The sequence below is a fragment of the Pseudomonas sp. IT-P171 genome, assembly GCF_949767765.1.
GTDB lineage: Bacteria > Pseudomonadota > Gammaproteobacteria > Pseudomonadales > Pseudomonadaceae > Aquipseudomonas > Aquipseudomonas fluorescens_B.
The window spans coordinates 331,604-349,016 of sequence record NZ_CATKQN010000033.1 but is presented as its reverse complement, the minus strand read 5'-3'; the positions used below and the strand labels follow the sequence as shown (position 1 = coordinate 349,016).

At 61.0% G+C, this 17,413-nt stretch carries 15 protein-coding genes; 5 read left to right on the top strand and 10 right to left on the bottom strand.

Translation table 11 applies throughout. From position 1 onward, the window contains the following. Positions 1-202: 202 nt before the first annotated feature. Positions 203-1,426, bottom strand: coding sequence for a methyl-accepting chemotaxis protein (locus ACM6I5_RS19030; RefSeq protein WP_414884485.1), 1,224 nt, complete (start codon positions 1,424-1,426; stop codon positions 203-205). A 581-nt stretch (positions 1,427-2,007) separates the two neighbouring features. Continuing rightward, a complete protein-coding gene (locus ACM6I5_RS19025; RefSeq protein WP_007907888.1) occupies positions 2,008-2,412 on the bottom strand; it encodes a TraR/DksA family transcriptional regulator in 405 nt (134 codons plus the stop codon). A 403-nt stretch (positions 2,413-2,815) separates the two neighbouring features. On the opposite strand from ACM6I5_RS19025, the gene ACM6I5_RS19020 reads away from it, so the two are divergent. Further along, a complete protein-coding gene (locus tag ACM6I5_RS19020) occupies positions 2,816-3,427 on the top strand; it encodes a glutathione S-transferase (RefSeq protein ID WP_017339401.1) in 612 nt (203 codons plus the stop codon). A gap of 177 nt (positions 3,428-3,604) precedes the next feature. Here the strand turns inward: ACM6I5_RS19020 and ACM6I5_RS19015 are convergent, their stop codons facing one another. Continuing rightward, positions 3,605-4,537, bottom strand: a complete 933-nt coding sequence (locus tag ACM6I5_RS19015) for a hypothetical protein (RefSeq protein WP_017339402.1) — start codon at positions 4,535-4,537, stop codon at positions 3,605-3,607. A gap of 278 nt (positions 4,538-4,815) precedes the next feature. Here ACM6I5_RS19015 and ACM6I5_RS19010 point away from each other — a divergent pair, with 278 nt between their 5' ends. Both ACM6I5_RS19010 and ACM6I5_RS19005 read left to right on the top strand, forming a co-directional pair. After that, entirely contained in the window at positions 4,816-5,499 is a 684-nt protein-coding gene (locus ACM6I5_RS19010; RefSeq protein WP_017339403.1) for a response regulator transcription factor, read from the top strand. Beyond that, positions 5,477-6,871: a sensor histidine kinase gene (locus ACM6I5_RS19005; RefSeq protein WP_017339404.1), complete on the top strand. Its 1,395-nt coding sequence runs from the start codon at positions 5,477-5,479 to the stop codon at positions 6,869-6,871. The genes ACM6I5_RS19010 and ACM6I5_RS19005 overlap by 23 nt, the downstream gene beginning before the upstream one ends. Positions 6,872-6,944: 73 nt before the next feature. Here ACM6I5_RS19005 and ACM6I5_RS19000 read toward each other — a convergent pair whose 3' ends face one another. Genes ACM6I5_RS19000 through ACM6I5_RS18990 form a run of 3 tightly spaced genes read right to left on the bottom strand, consistent with a single transcriptional unit; the run spans position 6,945 to position 9,198 of the window. Beyond that, the gene (locus ACM6I5_RS19000) at positions 6,945-7,355 is read right to left on the bottom strand and encodes an SRPBCC family protein (RefSeq protein ID WP_017339405.1); all 411 of its coding nucleotides are present in this window, start codon (positions 7,353-7,355) and stop codon (positions 6,945-6,947) included. Between the two features lie 26 nt (positions 7,356-7,381). Further along, a complete protein-coding gene (locus ACM6I5_RS18995; RefSeq protein ID WP_017339406.1) occupies positions 7,382-8,179 on the bottom strand; it encodes an SDR family NAD(P)-dependent oxidoreductase in 798 nt (265 codons plus the stop codon). A 2-nt stretch (positions 8,180-8,181) separates the two neighbouring features. Then, entirely contained in the window at positions 8,182-9,198 is a 1,017-nt protein-coding gene (locus tag ACM6I5_RS18990) for an aldo/keto reductase (protein ID WP_414884417.1), read from the bottom strand. 116 nt (positions 9,199-9,314) lie between these two features. Between ACM6I5_RS18990 and ACM6I5_RS18985 the strand changes: the two genes are divergently transcribed. Continuing rightward, positions 9,315-10,208 carry a LysR substrate-binding domain-containing protein gene (locus ACM6I5_RS18985; protein ID WP_414884416.1) on the top strand — a complete coding sequence of 298 codons (894 nt, stop codon included), beginning with the start codon at positions 9,315-9,317 and terminating at the stop codon, positions 10,206-10,208. 235 nt (positions 10,209-10,443) lie between these two features. After that, complete coding sequence (locus ACM6I5_RS18980) at positions 10,444-11,364, top strand: LysR substrate-binding domain-containing protein (RefSeq protein WP_017339409.1); 921 nt, start codon at positions 10,444-10,446, stop codon at positions 11,362-11,364. Here ACM6I5_RS18980 and ACM6I5_RS18975 read toward each other — a convergent pair. The 4 genes from ACM6I5_RS18975 to ACM6I5_RS18960 all read right to left on the bottom strand — a co-directional run bounded on the left by ACM6I5_RS18975 (position 11,285) and on the right by ACM6I5_RS18960 (position 17,137). Next, positions 11,285-11,878 carry a DinB family protein gene (locus ACM6I5_RS18975; RefSeq protein WP_017339410.1) on the bottom strand — a complete coding sequence of 198 codons (594 nt, stop codon included), beginning with the start codon at positions 11,876-11,878 and terminating at the stop codon, positions 11,285-11,287. The two genes, ACM6I5_RS18980 and ACM6I5_RS18975, sit on opposite strands and share 80 nt — an antisense overlap. 72 nt (positions 11,879-11,950) lie before the next feature. Continuing rightward, on the bottom strand, positions 11,951-13,060 hold the full coding sequence (locus ACM6I5_RS18970) for an NAD(P)/FAD-dependent oxidoreductase (protein ID WP_414884415.1): 1,110 nt from the start codon (positions 13,058-13,060) through the stop codon (positions 11,951-11,953). 24 nt (positions 13,061-13,084) lie between these two features. After that, positions 13,085-13,873 carry an SDR family oxidoreductase gene (locus ACM6I5_RS18965; protein WP_414884414.1) on the bottom strand — a complete coding sequence of 263 codons (789 nt, stop codon included), beginning with the start codon at positions 13,871-13,873 and terminating at the stop codon, positions 13,085-13,087. Positions 13,874-14,311: 438 nt separating this feature from the next. Beyond that, the gene (locus ACM6I5_RS18960; RefSeq protein WP_414884413.1) at positions 14,312-17,137 is read right to left on the bottom strand and encodes an RHS repeat-associated core domain-containing protein; all 2,826 of its coding nucleotides are present in this window, start codon (positions 17,135-17,137) and stop codon (positions 14,312-14,314) included. Positions 17,138-17,413 lie beyond the last annotated feature (276 nt).

Genomic DNA, 17,413 nt, shown 5'->3' with positions numbered 1-17,413 from the left:
GCTTTCACCACTCTTCAGGCCGAGCGTTAGCTCGCCTGCAGCTTTTGATCTTGCGGTGTACGCCCCCTCACGCCCTGAGCCTGTCCGTCAACTTGTGAGCGCCTCCATCGGCGCTTCTCCAAGTGACTCGCCGTAAGGGCGAAACCAATAGCCGCCGTTACCGCAGAAACGGATATGTCCCCAACCCCAAATACCCAGCCGCTCAACGAGCACTCTCCGGCTTATACCCCAAACGCAACCCACCCCAATGCCGCCCCTTGACCATGATCGGCACCGAAAGGTCGTGCATCAGCTCTCCGGTATCCCGCGTATAGGTCTGCAACAGCACAGCCTGTTGATGGCTGCCACAACGAATCCCCGTCCGGTCGGCAAACTTGCGTTTGGTGCGGTTCTGCAACGTATCAACCTGCACATCCCCCGTCAGCGGCTGGCTGAACACCGTGTTATGGGTCGGCACATAACCCTGCTGCGTACAGGCGATGGCAAACACCAGGCCTTCATGACGCGGCAACAACGGTTCCTGAATCGCCGGCAAAACCTTATCGGTGTAACGGTCGAAACGCGTCTGAAACTTCGCCGGGCTCGTATTGGGGATGGCCTGATAACTGCGATCAAACAAATCATCAAGACTGACAACGCCCTGGTCGATATCAGCTTCGAAACGCGCCGCAATCTGACGCGCGCCTTCACGGGCCAGGTCATAAATCCGCTGGTGATAGTCATCCAGCCCGACCTCGGCGAGTCGCTCACTGATGGTTTCGGCCTGCCCTTCCATCTGCACCGCCGCCTGGGCCAGGCGCTGGGTCTGTTGATCACTGATCGCCAGGTCGCTGCGCATCTGCTCGATCGCGTGAAACAAGCTGTCGAGTTGCTCGCGATTGGTCTCCGCGCCCTTGGCAATTTCGCCGACCTGACTTTCGACACCGGCCGCCAGGCGCGCAATGTTTTCCAGGTGCTGACCGGTGTGCTCGACCTGTTCGACACCGATGTCGAGGTCGCTGGACAACTGGCGAATCTGCTCAACTACCTGCGCGGTGCGCTGCTGGATATCGGCAACCATCTCGCCGACTTCGCCCGTTGCCGTTGCCGTACGCGCCGCCAGACCGCGAACTTCATCGGCGACCACCGCAAACCCGCGTCCGTGTTCACCGGCCCGCGCCGCTTCAATGGCCGCGTTCAACGCCAGCAGGTTGGTCTGGCTGGCGATGGACTGGATCACCAGCGTGACCCGCTGGATGTCGTCGCTGCGCAGGCTCAGGGCTTCGATCAGCTCACGGCTGTTGCTGGCGCGCTGACTGAGTTGATGCATGCGATTGATGGACTCGATCAACTCCGTGCGCCCTGCTGCGCTGCTCTGGTGAGCTTCACTGGCAGCACTGAGGGCGGTTCGACTGAGTGTCGAGGTGGCGTGTTCGGTGGCGATCATCACTTCGGCATTGCTGACAATCTGTGCCGCGGCACCGAGTTGTGATTGCAGTTTGTCCGCCAACTGCTTGACCGAATAGGCCACGCCAGCGGCTGACAGAGCGTTGTGACTGGTGGTGTAGGAAAGATCGCGAGTCAGCTCGGCGATGGCATTAGAACTGTCTGCTGAGGATGCTTCGGGGATGGCTCGGGAACGTAGCCGAGGCAGCCAGATAATCAGGACGGCCAGCGGCAGGCCGAGATAAAGCGACCAGCCCCCGAGCGTCATGCCGCACAGCAAGAGCATCACGGCGATGCTTTGCAGTGTGGGCGTCAACCAAAGGTTTTTCGGCGAAAGCACGGGTGCAGGCACTGCCCCGACCAGAGATCCGTCCCGCGTCATATCTTCACCCCACGCACTTCTAATTGTTGTACCCGCATTTAACGCCACTACAAGGCCATTATCCATGGTCCATTAGTAGTGGGCGTTGCAGCAGATCAATAGAAGTGCCCGCGGTTTTGCGCAGACGAAAAAAAGCATCGCGGGCCAGAGCCTTGCTCCTTCAGGAGTGAGGCTGGCCCGCGATGCGGGGCGCTACGAAATCAGGCCTGACGCTGGTGCTTGTCGATCTGTTCGTGACGCTCTTGAGCTTCGATGCAGTACTTGGTGGTCGGGCTGATCAGCAGGCGTTTCAGGCCAATGGCCTCGCCGCTGTCGTCGCACCAGCCGAAGCTGTCTTCCTTGATGCGTTCCAGCGCCTGTTCCAACTGAGGCAGCATGCGCTGGTCGCGATCGATCGCGTTCACCAGCCAAGTGCGCTCTTCTTCGACAGACGCCGCGTCAGCCGGATCGGCCGGGGTGTCCAGGCTCTCGATGGCGATGCGGTTCTGCTCGATGCGCTCATGGGTTTCGACTTTCATGTTCTGCAACAGCTCAGAGAAAAAAGCATGTTGCTCGGCATTCATGTAGTCATCCGCCGGCATGGCCAGCAACTTGTCCTTTGTCATTGATATCTCTATAAAAAAACGTGCATTAAGGCGAATTAGGGAGCGTTCCGGCGGACCTGGTCTGGCCATCGGAACGGCGCCGTTTATTCCAAGCGCCACCCGGCACTCAATTTACGAGGGGCGGCAGTCTAAGGCCGACTTGAGGCCCCAGCAACTGAAAAGTCAGCGAATTTGTCCGACAAAGCCCTGAAAGTGCTCTATGGCAGCCTTTGCGGTGGTTATCGGAGTGCGTTTATAGCAAGAAATTCAATCGAGCGGCTGTATATAGAAGACAAACGGCTGCGACAGTAGGGGTTATCGACCGCATTTGCCAGTTGATGAGCCGCCGGTGCAACACGTTTGCAGCGCGGGCAACCTCGGCTAAGGTTATCCATCCCGAAACGACCATCTGAGGAGCGGTGCAATGAAACTGATCGGCATGCTGGATTCGCCTTACGTACGGCGGGTCGCCATTACTGCCAAACGCCTGGGCATCGACCTTGATCACCAATCGGTTTCGGTGTTTCGGCACTTCGAGCAGTTCCAGCAGATCAACCCGGTGGTCAAGGCGCCGACGCTGGTACTGGATGACGGCGAGGTGCTGATCGACTCGACGTTGATCATCGATTACCTGGAAGCGCTGGCGCCAACGGGTAAAAGTCTGATGCCTGGCGAGCTGGATCAACGCCTGCGTTCGTTACGCCTGATCGGCCTGGCGCTGGCAGCGTGCGAGAAGTCCGTGCAGCTTTATTACGAACGCAACCTGCGCCCTGCGGAAATCCAGTTTGAGCCCTGGGTGGAACGGGTCGAAGGGCAATTGGCGGCGGCGTATTCGGCGCTGGAGCGGGAATTGGAAATGCAGCCACTGAAGACTGACGGTTCGATCGATCAGGACGGGATTACGCTGGCGGTGGCCTGGAGCTTCACCCATCTGGTGGTGCCGGATCAGGTGGATGATCAGCACTTTCCCCAGATCAGTGCCTTCACAGCGTATGCCGAAGGGCTTGATGAGTTTTTGAGCACGCCGATTGAGTAGACAGATGTGTTGTGACAGATCCCCCGTCAAAACAAAAACGCCGCTTCCACCAGAGGCAGAAGCGGCGCAGGCATGAGCCTCAGCGGATCAGTGCATGAACAGGGCGATCAGGATGATGATCGGGATCGGTACACCGAGAAAGAACAGCAGTAATGAACGCATGATGATTCTCCAGGGTTAGCGAACAGGTGCAGTGGTCACATAAGCGTCGGATTCCAGATACACCACGGCATCCCGACGACGACCGCCGAATGTGGCGGCGAAGCTGGCGAAGAAAGCGCCGATCAGCAGCGCGATGAACATCCACAGCGACGTCCATGCCGCGACTTTGGCGGCGGTGTCCGCAGCTTGTTGGGCGGCCAGTTTCGCGTCGGCTACGGCTTTTTGGGTACGGGCATAGACTTCATCGACACGACGTTCAGCGTCCGCTTGCGTGAGGTTGGTCCGTTGCGCCACCAGTTGTGCCAGATACGTGCGGTCTTCGGCGGCCAGTTGACCGTCGTTGCCCAGCGAGCGTACGAAGATGCGGGTGACAGTGCCGCGGGCGGCGTCATCACTGACGGCAGCCGGGCGATCGTCGCGGAACAGGCTGTCGACGAAATAGCCGTACGGGTCGCTGTTGGTATTGCCGGCTGCGGTTCCGGCCGCTTGCGTCGCGGCACTTGCGGCACCACCCATCACATTGGCACCGGCCTGCACACCGCCGCTGACGATGCTGCTGACTGAGCCGACCACCAGCGTCGCAGTCACCAGCGTCGCCACGCACCAGGCCAGGAAGCCATGGGCCGTGTCGCGGAAGTAGACTTCATCGCCATGCATGTTCGCCCATTTCACCCGCAGGCGGCCGGCGATGTAACCACCGAGCCCCGAAGCGACGATTTGTGTGGCGGCCAGCCAGATAATCGTTGAAATACCCAGGCCCTTGGCGCTGACGCCTTCGTTGGCCCATGGGGAAACCGCCGAGAAACCCAGGCCGAAACCGAGCAGTACCAGGATCAACGACAACGCCGCCGCAGCAGCGGCCCCGGCGAAAATCGCACCCCAGGAAACGCCCGACAGCGTGCTTGACTCTTCTGCGGCAGGATAGAAACCATCAGAGGATCTATTCATTATTATGTCGCTCCAGGCAGGAAAGATGTTGTTACAACTCGTCAAAAGAGGAATTGCAGTCAACGTGCCAGTCGCCAATCCTAGATAAGTTGTTTAATTTCAATCACATAGAAAATCTGAACTTAAATTTCTCATGCAAATTGCAAGAAACCGGCAATATCAGCGGGTTTTCTGCATGCCACGGGAAGCACCGCCAAATGAAGTTTTATTTAAAAAGGTTGCAGCCATTTATTGGCAAAATGCCGCACATCGCTGTGAACCTTTAATCAGGCCAACCTATGACCCGCATCTTGACCATCGAAGACGACGCCGTGACCGCCCGGGAAATCGTCGCCGAACTGAGCAGCCACGGCCTCGACGTGGATTGGGTCGACAACGGCCGCGAAGGTCTTGAGCGCGCGGTCAGCGGCAACTATGACCTGATCACGCTGGACCGTATGCTGCCCGAGCTCGATGGCCTGGCGATTGTCACGACGCTGCGGACCATGGGCGTGTCGACGCCGATCCTGATGATCAGTGCCCTCTCCGATGTCGACGAGCGCGTGCGTGGCTTGCGTGCCGGCGGGGACGATTACCTGACCAAACCCTTTGCCACGGATGAAATGGCCGCGCGGGTCGAAGTGTTGCTGCGCCGGCAGAACACCGTGACCGCCCAGGCCACCACGCTGCGGGTGGCCGATCTGGAACTGAACCTGATCAGCCACGAAGCCAGCCGAGACGGTCAGTTGCTGACGCTGTTGCCCACCGAATACAAATTGCTGGAATTCCTGATGCGCAACACTGGGCAGATTCTGTCGCGAATGATGATTTTCGAAGAGGTCTGGGGCTATCACTTCGACCCTGGCACCAACCTGATCGACGTGCACATCGGCCGCCTGCGTAAAAAGATCGACCCGCCCGGCAACGTCCCCCTGATTCGGACCGTGCGAGGCTCGGGTTATGTCATTGCCGAACCCCTCTAAAGGCTGGCGTTCTTCCATCAGCCGCTTGCTGGCGCTCTACAGTTCGCTGTTCGTGCTCTGGAGCGGGATTCTCATGGGGGTCATGTACTACGAGGTGTCCGCCTACCTCGATAACCTGGCCAAGCACTCGCTGATGCAACGTCAGCATTTGTTCTCGCGCTTTTCCGGCGAACAACTGGTGGACGCCCTCGCCGTCAGCATGACCTTCGACATTCGTGGCATCGACGCCTACGGCCTGTTCGATGCCGAGCATCGCTACCTCAGCGGCGCCCTGCGCCACATACCCGCAGGCCTGCCACTGGACGGCAGGATTCACATGCTCAGCGACTGCGCCGACTCCGATGATCCGACCTTACCCAGCGACAGTTGCGATGCGGTGGCGACCCAGACGCGTGATGGTCGCTGGCTGATACTGGTGCGCGACAACGGCTCGCTGTTCGCCGTGACCCGGATCATCCTCCACGCGCTGTTCTGGGGCGTGACCCTGACCATTTTGCCGGGCATCGTCGGATGGCACCTGCTGCGCCGTCGGCCGCTGCGGCGCATTCGCGGTATTCAGGCCAGTGCCGAGGCGATTGTGGCCGGGGATCTGACCCGACGCCTGCCACTGTCCAATCGCCGCGACGAACTGGACATGCTCGCCGCCATCGTCAATGCCATGCTCGAACGCATCGAACGCTTGATGAACGAGGTCAAGGGTGTGTGCGACAACATTGCCCACGACTTGCGCACGCCGCTGACCCGCTTGCGGGCGCAGTTGTACCGCATGCAGCAACAGGCGGGCGAAGGTTCCCAGGAAGCCGCGCAACTGGATTCCGTGTTGAGTGAAGCGGACACGCTGATGGCGCGCTTTCGCGGTTTGCTGCGCATTTCCGAGCTGGAAGACCGGCAGCGGCGCTCCGGTTTTGTGCAACTCGACCCGGTGCCGTTGTTGCAGGAACTGCACGACTTTTACCTGCCGCTGGCGGAGGAAGACGAGCTGGTTTTCAAGCTGCAATTGCCCGAATCATTGCCGGCGCTGAAGGGCGATCGGGCGCTGCTGTTCGAAGCCGTGGCCAATCTGTTGAGCAATTCGATCAAATTCACACCGCCGGGTGGCGAGGTGATTTTGCGCGGGGTCAATGAGGGTGGGCATACGCGGATCGAAGTGCTCGACTCCGGACCGGGCATTCCTGCAGCCGAACGCGAAGCCGTGTTCCAGCGTTTCTACCGCGCCGAAGGTGGCAATCAGCAAAGCGGGTTCGGGCTGGGGCTGTCGATCGTGGCGGCGATTGTCAGCCTGCATGGGTTTACGCTGGAAGTGGGTGACAGCGAATGGGGTGGCGCGCGGTTGGTGCTGGATTGTCGGCAGAGCCTCATTCCCCAGACCTGACGCAAATCTGCTGAACTGACACATGACCTGTGGGAGCGGGCTTGTCCGCTACCACAGGTTCTGTGTCGATCAGTCAGGCCGGGTAGTTGGCTCGAAGGGCTTCGAGTCCACCCTGGTAGATCCCGCCAAACAACGCCGTCACCTCCTCCTCACTCACCCCGACCGGCGCAAACCGACCCGACCAGGTCACCCGCGTACTCTCACCCTGCGCTTCAACGCGAATGGTCGCCAGATAATCAGTCGCCGGGAACGGCGCCTGCAAAATCGAGTAGCTGTATGTTTTCCCGGCGTTATCAAACGCCTCCAGCCGCTCAATCACTACCGCGCCATCCGCGGTTTGCAGACTGCGCACGCGCCCGCCTTCGCTCAGCTCGCTTTTGGGAATGAACGGCAGCCAGTCCGGCAGCGAATTGAAGCCACCGATCAAATGCCAGACCTGGTCGGCCGAAGCCGGGATGTCGATAAACGCTGATGCCGTTGCCATGTAATGTTCTCTCTCATTCAAAAATTTCAGATCGCCATGCTGTCGACGACGCCGCCGTCAACTCTAAGGGCTGCACCGGTTGTTGCCGACGACAGCGGCGACGCGATGTAGGCCACCAGGTTGGCGACTTCCTCGACATTCGCCACGCGCTGGATAATCGATGTCGGCCGGGCCTTGCGCACGAAGGCGTCGGCTTCTTCCCGGACACTGCGCCCCGATTCGGTCGTGGCGTCCTTGAGCATCTGCTCCAGGCCATCGGTCAACGTCGGGCCGGGCAGGATCGCGTTGACGGTCACGCCAGTGCCCGCCAGCCGCTTGGCCAGCCCGTGGGACACGGCGAGGTTAGCGCTTTTGGTCACACCATAGTTGAGCATGTCGGCCGGGATCGCGATCCCGGATTCCGAGGACAGGAAAATCACCCGCCCCCAGCCCTGCTTGACCATGTCCGGCACGTAATGCCGTGACAGGCGTACACCGGAGATCACGTTGACCTCGTAGAAGCGCGTCCACTCGCTGTCCGGGGTGTCGAAGAAATCCACCTCGTTAAAGATGCCGAGGTTGTTGACCAGGATGTCGGCACGCGGCTCGGCGGCGAACAATTGCTCGGCGCCTTCGGCGGTGCCGAGGTCTGCGGTCAGGCCTCGCAGTTGCGCACCCGGCACGCTCTGGCGAATGCTCGCCAGCGCTTGCTCGACCTTGGCGGTTTCGCGTCCGATCACCACCACCGTGGCGCCGGACTCGGCCAGTGCCTTGCTGATGCCCAGGCCAATGCCGGCGGTGCTGCCGCTGACAATGGCGAGTTTTCCAGTCAGATCGATCTTCATGTTCAAACTCCTGTGACAGGCAATGGAGCGCGTTCAGACACCAGCTTCGCTTCGCGCATCGCTTGCCAGAACGCAGCGGGAATGACTGCCGACAACGCAGCCACATCTTCAGCAATCCGGTCCGGACGGCTGGACCCCGGAATCACCGCCGCGACGGCAGGATTGGCCAGGGAGAATTGCAATGCAGCGGCCTTGATGTCGACGCCGTGGGCCGCCGCGATGCGTTTGATCTGCTCGACTTTCTGGATGATCGCCGGGCTGGCCTTCTGGTATTCGAAGTGCGCGCCGCCGGCCAGAATGCCCGAGCTGTAAGGGCCACCGACCACGATCTCGACATTCTGTGCCAAGGCAGCGTCCATCAAACGTTGCAGGGCACGATCGTGATCCAGCAGCGTATAGCGCCCCGCCAGCAGAAAACCGTCCGGTTGGGCTTCGGTCAGATCAAGGGTCAGTTCGCACGGCTCAACCTTGTTCACGCCCAGGCCCCAGCCTTTGATGACGCCTTCTTCACGCAAACGGGTCAGTACCTTGAACGCGCCGGTGCGGGCCTGGTTGAAGTACTCCAGCCATTGATCGCCGTAGAAGTCCTGCGCGATATCATGCACCCAGACGATGTCCAGGCGATCGGTTTGCAGACGCTCGAGGCTGTCTTCGATTGAACGCATCGTCGCGTCGGCGCTGTAGTCGTTGACGATCCTGTTCGGGCGACCGTGCTCGAACACCCCGCTCTTCTCGCCCAGATCCCGGGCAGCGGCGTCTTCGATTTCGTCGAGAATCACCCGGCCGACCTTGCTGCTCAGTACGTAGTCGTCACGGTTGTAGCGAGCCAGCGCGGCGCCGAGGCGAATCTCCGACAGGCCCGAGCCGTAAAACGGCGCGGTATCGAAATAACGCACGCCAGCATCCCAGGCGGCGTGTACGGTGGCCATCGCCTCTTCTTCCGGGATGGCGCGGAACATATTGCCCAGGGGGGCAGTGCCGAAACCCAGCGCGCCGGGCAGTTTGTCTTTCAAGCTCATGGATGAATCCTCTCGATGTCAGTGGTCAGTCAGGTGACCGATGAGCCAATCCTAGATTGCGAGGATCGGACCGTCCAAGACATAATACGCAGCACTTGAGTCCCTATAGGTCTGACATGATCGACATCCGCCAATTGCGCTACTTCGTGGCCGTCGCCGAGGAAGAACACGTCGGTCGCGCCGCCGAGCGCCTGCACATTTCCCAGTCGCCCCTGAGCCGGCAGATCGCCCAGCTCGAAGAACGGCTGGGCCTGACCCTGTTCGAGCGCAGCCAGCAACGCATTCGGCTGACCCGCGACGGCCAGACCTTTCTCGCCGAAACCCGCGCCCTGCTGACCCACACCAATCGCCTGGAATCCCTCGGAAAACGCCTCGGTCGTGGCGAAGAAGGCGGCCTGTGCATCGGCTACATCGAAAACGCCATGCACGCCGGCGTCCTGCCGAATGCCTTGCGGGTGTTGCGGGTGGACCGGCCCAACGTGCACGTCGCGTTGTACAACCTCAGCTCCGCCGAACAACTCGAAGGCCTGCGTCAGCGTAGCCTCGATATCGCGTTGGTCAGCGAACCGCCCGTCGCCGACGATCCGGACTTGCTGGGTTTTCAGGTGCTCGACGACCCGATGCTGTTGGCGCTGCCCGAGCATCATCCCCTCGCCCATCAAGCGACGCTGGGCCCGGAAGACCTGTCCGACCAGGAATGGATCGGTGTGCAACACCGACAGAACTGCGCCAGCCGCGAAGACTTCGTCAGTGCCTGCATCCGCGCCGGTTTCACCCCGGACATCCGCATGGAGGCCACTGAACCCTTCACCGCACTGGGGCTGGTGGCGTCGGGGCTGGGCATCGCGATGATTCAGAAAGGCTTGAGCCGCAATGCGCCACCGGGCGTGGTGCTGCGGGAAGTGCCGTGGATTGCGTTCACCACGCCGCTGTGGGCAGCGTGGCACCGGATCAATTTGCGGCCGTTGGTGGAGACGTTCAGGAAGGTGCTGACCGAGCCCGTCAGCTAAACCACCATCCGTGTGGCGAGGGAGCTTGCTCCCGCTGGGTCGCGAAGCGGCCCCAATCAGGCGACGATGGTCAGTTCTGACAAACCGCGCATGCAGGTTTTACGACTGCTGCGCAGCCGAGCGGGAGCAAGCTCCCTCGCCACAGTAATCCTGTCATGACAAAGGCGTGCGGCTCCTGCCCCGGGAGTTCGGTGCTTTACTGAGTAAACCCCGAAGCCCTGCGAGTAGCCCCGCCATGAACCGCAACGACCTGCGCCGCGTGGACATGAACCTGCTGGTGATTTTCGAAACCCTGATGTTCGAAAAGAACCTGACCCGGGCCGGGGAAAAGCTGTTCCTCGGCCAACCTGCCGTCAGTGCTTCACTGGCCAAGTTGCGCGATCTGTTCGATGACCCGCTGCTGGTGCGCAACGGTCGTGTGCTGGAACCGACCCAGCGCGCGCTGCAGATTCTCAAGGAATTGCAGCCGGCGATGGACACCATCTCCGGCGCGGTCAGCCGGGCCAAGGATTTCGACCCGGCCACCAGCCGCGACGTGTTCCGCATCGGCCTGTCCGACGACGCCGAGTTCGGCCTGTTTCCGCCGCTGCTCAAGCAAATCCGCGAAGAGGCGCAGAACGTTGTGGTCGTCGTGCGGCGAGTGAATTTCCTGCTGATGTCGTCGATGCTCGCCAGCGGCGAGATTTCCGTCGGGATCAGCTACACCACGGAACTGCCGGCCAACGCCAAACGCAAGAAACTGCGCGATCTGAGCGTGAAGATCCTGCGCGGCGACAACCGTCCCGGCGCCCTGACGCTGGATGACTACTGTGACCGGCCGCATGCGCTGGTGTCGTTTTCCGGGGACCTGACCGGCGCGATCGACAACGATCTGGCGCGTATTGGCCGCTCACGCCGCGTGGTGCTGGCGGTGCCGCAGTTCGCCGGCCTGCGCGCCCTGCTGGCCGGCACTGACATGCTCGCCACGGTGCCGGACTACGCCGCCTGTGCGTTGATCGAAGGCAGCAGCCAGTTGCGGGCAGATGACCCGCCGTTTGACATCAACCTGTCCGAGTTGTCGATGGTGTGGAACGGGGTCAACGATAACGATCCGGCAGAACGTTGGTTGCGCTCGAGAATTGCCCAACACATGTCGGCGCCACTGCCGGGGCATTGACCGCGTTGAAGCCCGGGTCGGTCTCGCGCAGGAAAATCGGCAGGTCTGTCATCGGCGGCATGGCCGGAATGTCGAAGTACATCTGGATCACCCAGCCTCGGTGATAGCTGGCGTGATTGACCACGTGCAGCAACATCGCGCCAGCGCTCATGGTCCCGCTTTCGCCCGAGACAAACGTGAACTCGACAGGTTTATCCAGCGACGCCTCGGTTTGCCGGTCGCTCCAGTTGCAGTACCAATGATCGATGTCCTTTTGCGCCATGCGCAGGTCGGCAAGGTCGGGATGCAGCAGATCGTGGGAAGTCTTGAAGCCGTGCCCCCGGCCTTCGAGGTGAGCCTGCCAGATGCAGTCCACCACGTAGATGTGGTTGAGGGTACCGATCATGTTCTTGAACACCGAGACCCGCGCTTTGTTGACCTCGCCCGGCGGCAAATCGGCCAGGCTGTCAAAGAGGCGCTGATTGGCCCAGCGTTTGTAATCGGCCAGCATGCGGGCCGTGCGTACGTTGATCATCGCAGGTCTCCCATTGCAATGGGCGCACTGCAAAGCATAGCCCTCATCTCGCGGGGGCAGCTCAAACGCTGATCATCGGTCGCTCAGAGCCTGCGTTACCCGCCTGGCCAGCGCCAGGCAACTGGTCAGCCCCGGTGATTCGATGCCGAACAGATTGACCAGTCCGGGCACGCCATGGTCGTCGGGGCCGCTGATGATGAAGTCGGCGGCGGGGTCTGTCGGGCCGGTGATTTTCGGGCGGATGCCGCTGTAGGCCGGTTGCAGCCTGTCATCGGGCAGGGCCGGCCAGTAACGCCGGATCGCCTCGTAGAAACCCTCGGCACGGCGCGGATCGACGCGGTAATCGATGTGGTCGATCCACTCCACATCCGGTCCGAAACGCGCCTGACCGCCAAGATCGAGGGTCATGTGCACCCCCAGCCCGGCACTTTCCGGTGCCGGATAAACCAGATGCCGGAACGGCGCGCGACCGCTGAAACTGAAATAACTGCCCTTGCACAAACGAGCCAATGGAACGTGCAGCGACGACAAGCCTTCAATGCGGCTCGCCACTTCCGGTGCGGACAACCCGGCGCAGTTGATCAACTCACGACAGCTCAAGGTCATCGGCTGGACGCCCCCCATGTGCAATTGGAAACCGTGTTCACTGCACCGCGCCGATGCCAGCGGCGTATGAAATGCCATCGAAGCTCCGGCGGCCTCGGCGTCCGCCTGAAGCGCCAGCATCAGGGCATGGGAATCGACGATTCCGGTGGAAGGCGACCAGAGCGCAGCGACGCAGGACAGCGCCGGTTCAAGTTCGCGAGCCTGATTGGCGTCCAGCCATTGCAAGTCATCGACACCGTTGCGGACGCCCTGCTCCAGCAACTTCTGCAACGCCCCGCGCTGGTGATCATCAGTGGCGACGATGAGCTTGCCCAGTCGCTGATAGCCGACGCCGCGATCATCACAAAAGGCATATAGACGTTGTTTGCCTTCCACGCACAATTGCGCCTTGAGGCTGTCGCTCGGGTAATAGATGCCGGCGTGGATCACTTCCGAGTTGCGCGAACTGATGCCCACGCCGATGCCTTCGCCGGCTTCGACCAGCATCACTTCGCGCCCGCTCCGGGCCAACGCTCTGGCCACCGCCAGCCCGACCACGCCGGCCCCGACCACGACGCATTCGATATCGACGCTCACCTGCCCTGCGCTCCTTTGCAACGATCAAAACGTGCCGGGATAACTGCCGCCGTCCAGCAACAGGTTTTGCCCGGTGAGAAAACCCGCCTGGGCGCTGCAAATGAACGCGCAATAGGCGCCGAACTCATCGGGCTGGCCAAAGCGTTGGGCTGGCACGTTTTTGCGCCGCTGCGCACTGATGTGCTCGACGCTGGCGCCATTGGCCTCGGCGGCAGCACTCAGGGTCTTGTGCAGGCGCTCGGTCTCGAACGGGCCGGGCAGCAGATTGTTGATCGTGACGTTGTTCCCCGCCAGCCGCGACTGACGCGCGAGTCCGGCGATGAAACCGGTCAGGCCGCTGCGGGCGCCGTTGGACAGACCGAGCACATCGATCGGCGCCTTCACCGCGCCGGAGGTGATGTTGACGACGCGTCCGAAACCGCGCTCGGCCATGCCATCGACGCAAGCCTTGATCAGCTCGATGGGCGTGAGCATGTTGGCATCCAGCGCCTTCAACCAGTCCTCACGTTGCCAGTCACGGAAGTCACCCGGCGGTGGGCCACCCGCGTTGTTGATCAGGATGTCCACTTGCGGACACGCCGCCAATACTTGCTCACGCACGGCCGGCTCGCTGATGTCGCCGGCGACCGTGCGCACTTCGATGGTCGGCGCCAGGCTGCGCAATTCAACGGCGGCAGCCTGCAAAGTGTCGTTGCCGCGAGCGTTGATCACCAGGTTCACGCCCTCTTTCGCCAAGGCACGCGCACAGGCCAGCCCCAAGCCCTTGCTGGCGGCGCAGACGATCGCCCAGCGACCCGATATTCCCAATTCCATGACGATGCTCCCGACGGTTCGAGCGCCCTACGTTACCACCGTGCGCGGGACGGAGCCGAGGGGAAACAGCCCTGCCCCGGCAATTCAATTGTTCCGGATTATCACGAGTGGAAACGGGGGCAACGCGCAGGCAAAAAAAACACCGGTTGTCCCGCGACAGAACGGCAGTAAGCCACCGCGCACACTGCCAAGCCTCGCGGGTCAAAGACTGCGAGATCGGGAGTGCCCTTGTCGACGCGGAGACTGTTCATGCGGGTTGAATAACATGCCATTACTGACACAAATGACAGGTAACGCTAATGAAGGCAGCACCTTGGAGCTTAGTGATGGGGTACGCCTCATGTTTCAGCACAGACCGAGGGTTCACCGCGGGAATATTGGAAGCGGTTTTCGCGATGAGCGAAAAGTCTGGGGCAAACTGACTTCATTCGAATATGGCTATTTCAGAGCACCATGTTTGCGCCGCTGATGATCATTCCTGCCCCCGGAATCCGCAAAACACATATAGCAACTCGAGCAACCATAAGGCTTTTCCAGGGTGTGTGTTCGTCTGTGGCGCGTCAAAGTATCACTAACTGCAAAACCTTGATGGCAAAACTCGCAGACGTACGGCTTTTCTCCGGTGTGAGTTCGTCTGTGGCTCGTCAAAGTACCATTTGCTGCAAAACCTTGATGGCAAAACTCGCAGACGTACGGCTTTTCTCCGGTGTGAGTTCGTCTGTGGCTCGTCAAAGTATCGTTTCGCGCAAAATCTTTGCCGCAAGTCTCACAGTGGTACGGCTTTTCTCCGGTGTGGCTTAGCATATGTCTCGTCAAATGCTCGTTGAGCGCAAAACTTTTTTTGCAAACCAAGCAATTGAAAGGCTTTTCTCCCGTGTGGGTTCGCATGTGACTATCAAAACGATGTTTTCCCTTAAACCCCTTCGGGCAATGCTGACAGCTGAACCGTATATTCCCGTCGTGCGCCTGCTCCGCGCCGGTCCCATATGCAATACCGGGAAGGGCAGATGCAGATACGTATCCCGGGAACTGAGCAGGCAATGCCTGCGTTTGGGAGGCCGCTTGCCCGGAGCGGCTCAGCTCCTCGGCAAGGCTTCTCACCCGAGGCCCATCGTCCGCAGGGTTGCTCGTTAACGTTTGGAGAAATGCGGTTGTATCGATCACGTTCTCGCTCACGTGCCCAGATAACCCCACCACAAGTTCCATCACCGTTTGGTCATCTCCCCCGGGGTTGTATTTCAAATTACTGATGAATTGATCCAAGGTGTCATCCATCATCCGCCCATCAGCATCGGCATATCGCATCGGCGAGTTCCCGACAAAACAGTACCGGTTCAACCCGTCCACCTCTCCCGCCGGGTCCGGGTTGAGCCAGCCGTGTTGCCACGGCGCGTAATAGCGATAACCGTAGTAACTCAATCCGGTCACGTCGCATTCCTTGCCCGAGTAACCCGTGGTCTTGTACGACGCCTTGGCGGCGTGATGGGCCACCCACCACGCCCGACCACCAAACGGCAAATAGCCTTCCTCACTGATCACTGCACCCTCTTCGTCAAGTTCCAGTTGGCTGGAACGCAGGTGATCGCTGACGCTGTAACTCAAATGGTTGTTGTCGACGCCAGTCGGGGGAGTGCCGACCCAATGCCGCAGCCGCACCGTGTTGCGCCCGGCCTCGATCTCCAGCACATGCCGTTCGGCGCCATTGGCGGCGCGGTGGATTTCCAGCCCCGGCAAGTAACGTACGTCGGCGATCAAGCTGCGGTGTGAGGCCAGTGCGCAACGTACCTTGCGCAGGCGCTTGCCACCGCCGCCGTAGCGATACAGTTCACAGTCGTCCGGGCCGTCTTCACGAGTGACCGGGGACACCTGGCTCAACTGGTTGCGCGCATCCCAACCCATCGCTTGCCCCCGCAGCAAATGAAGCTGGTTGCCGTTACCGTCGAATTCGCGGGGGAAATCCGGCGCTGGATCGCCGTCGTACGCGATCACCCGACGGTTGCTGGCCGCGTCCACCGCCCAACGCCGGGTGAAGGGTTGCGCACCGAGGTGGCGCAGTTCCAGCAGGTTGCCGCTGGCGTCGTAATCGTATTCTTCGCGGTAGTTGACCAGCGCGTTCGGGTCGTTGGCGGCGCGGTAGACTTCGCGGCCGGTGGCGCGGGTCAGGCGGTACAGGCTGTCATAGATGTAGGTGCTGACGGGGTCGATGCGCTGGTTTTTGAAATGGGTGGTGGCTTTGGCCTGGTCGTCGATTTTCAGCGGGTTGCCAACCGGGTCGTAGGTGTAAAGCAGGTTTTGCAGCAAGGGTTGGTTGGGCAGGCCGGCGCTCAAGCGCAGCAGACGCGCGTCGTCCGGACTGAACTCGGCACGGGTAATAACGCCGTTGCCTGCCGTTTCCTGCTCGACCAGCCCCCCGGCGCTGTAGCCGAGATCGCTGACCAGCGTCACCTCGCCTGCACCTTGGCGCTGCAAGGAAACGGCGCGCAATTGCCCGGCGCAGGTGCGGCTGAACCGCCGGCGATTGAGCATGGCATCGGTTTGCGTCGCAACCTCGCCCAAGGCGTCGTAGGTCCAGCGACTGTCGAGGCCGGGCGCCGGTTCGAGCAAGGCATTGCGCGCGTCGATCTCCAGCGGCCAGTGCAACGGATCCAGCGACGTCAGAAAGTGGCTGCTCTCCAGCAACGGTTGGCCGCGCAGATCATAGTCGAGCATGTGCCGGGTAGTGCTCGGGTCGTCGTGGCGGATCAACTTGCCGCACTGGTTGCGAGTGCTGCCGCCGGGGCCGCCGTACTGGAAGCGTTCGACCACCCGCGGGGTTTCGTCCTCGAGTTGTTCGGTGACGGCGACCGGACGTAATTGCACATCGTAGTCGCGTTGCTGGCTGCTGCGACTGTTCCAGCGTTGCAGCCGCTGCCCCGCCGGGCCGAACAGCAACAGAGTCCAGCCCGAATCAACGCTGACGTTGAGCAACTCGGTGCTAGACAATGCGCGGAGGGAGGTTCGATTCGGCCCACGCTGCTCGGCCCACAATCGCGGATCGAAGCGCTCGACTTCACGGCCCAACGGGTCGAACACCCGCCGGGTGATCTGCGGCTGCACCGGTTGTCCCGCGACCGAACGGTAGTAAGCCACCGCGCACACTGCCAAGCCTCGCGGGTCAAAGACTGCGAGATCGGGCGTGCCATTGTCGATGCGGAGGCTGTTCATGCCTATTGAATAACATGCGGCGTTGATGGCGGCTACTGACACAAATGACAGGTCTTTCAACTGGGCGCGCCTGCTTCGGTTGATGCCCTGCTGTTGCGCTTTCTCACTGAATGCCGGGCTTCGCGTTGCGCCGTTCGCTGGGCATTGCGCAGCGGGTGTTGAACGCCGCGGATGTCGAACAACTTGAGCCCGAGTTGGCCAGCATAGCCTTGGCCGGGACTCTGTTTCCCGAGCCGTCGCATATGGATGTCCGGCGCGTGCGGCGAGGTCCGGCTCGCGGATCCAAGGCTGCTGGTTGAAGTGATAGTTTGTGCTGCAAGGAACTCCTGACCGTCG

Bases quoted from the DNA above. Each gene is read 5' to 3' on its own strand.
- ACM6I5_RS19025 (WP_007907888.1), bottom strand. From the start codon at position 2,412: ATGACAAAGGACAAGTTGCTGGCCATGCCGGCGGATGACTACATGAAT.
- ACM6I5_RS18990 (WP_414884417.1), bottom strand. From the start codon at position 9,198: ATGAGCTTGAAAGACAAACTGCCCGGCGCGCTGGGTTTCGGCACTGCC.
- ACM6I5_RS18985 (WP_414884416.1), top strand. From the start codon at position 9,315: ATGATCGACATCCGCCAATTGCGCTACTTCGTGGCCGTCGCCGAGGAA.
- ACM6I5_RS18980 (WP_017339409.1), top strand. From the start codon at position 10,444: ATGAACCGCAACGACCTGCGCCGCGTGGACATGAACCTGCTGGTGATT.
- ACM6I5_RS19000 (WP_017339405.1), bottom strand. From the start codon at position 7,355: ATGGCAACGGCATCAGCGTTTATCGACATCCCGGCTTCGGCCGACCAG.
- ACM6I5_RS19015 (WP_017339402.1), bottom strand. From the start codon at position 4,537: ATGAATAGATCCTCTGATGGTTTCTATCCTGCCGCAGAAGAGTCAAGC.
- ACM6I5_RS19005 (WP_017339404.1), top strand. From the start codon at position 5,477: ATGTCATTGCCGAACCCCTCTAAAGGCTGGCGTTCTTCCATCAGCCGC.
- ACM6I5_RS19010 (WP_017339403.1), top strand. From the start codon at position 4,816: ATGACCCGCATCTTGACCATCGAAGACGACGCCGTGACCGCCCGGGAA.
- ACM6I5_RS19020 (WP_017339401.1), top strand. From the start codon at position 2,816: ATGAAACTGATCGGCATGCTGGATTCGCCTTACGTACGGCGGGTCGCC.
- ACM6I5_RS18975 (WP_017339410.1), bottom strand. From the start codon at position 11,878: ATGATCAACGTACGCACGGCCCGCATGCTGGCCGATTACAAACGCTGG.
- ACM6I5_RS18965 (WP_414884414.1), bottom strand. From the start codon at position 13,873: ATGGAATTGGGAATATCGGGTCGCTGGGCGATCGTCTGCGCCGCCAGC.
- ACM6I5_RS18995 (WP_017339406.1), bottom strand. From the start codon at position 8,179: ATGAAGATCGATCTGACTGGAAAACTCGCCATTGTCAGCGGCAGCACC.
- ACM6I5_RS19030 (WP_414884485.1), bottom strand. From the start codon at position 1,426: ATGATCGCCACCGAACACGCCACCTCGACACTCAGTCGAACCGCCCTC.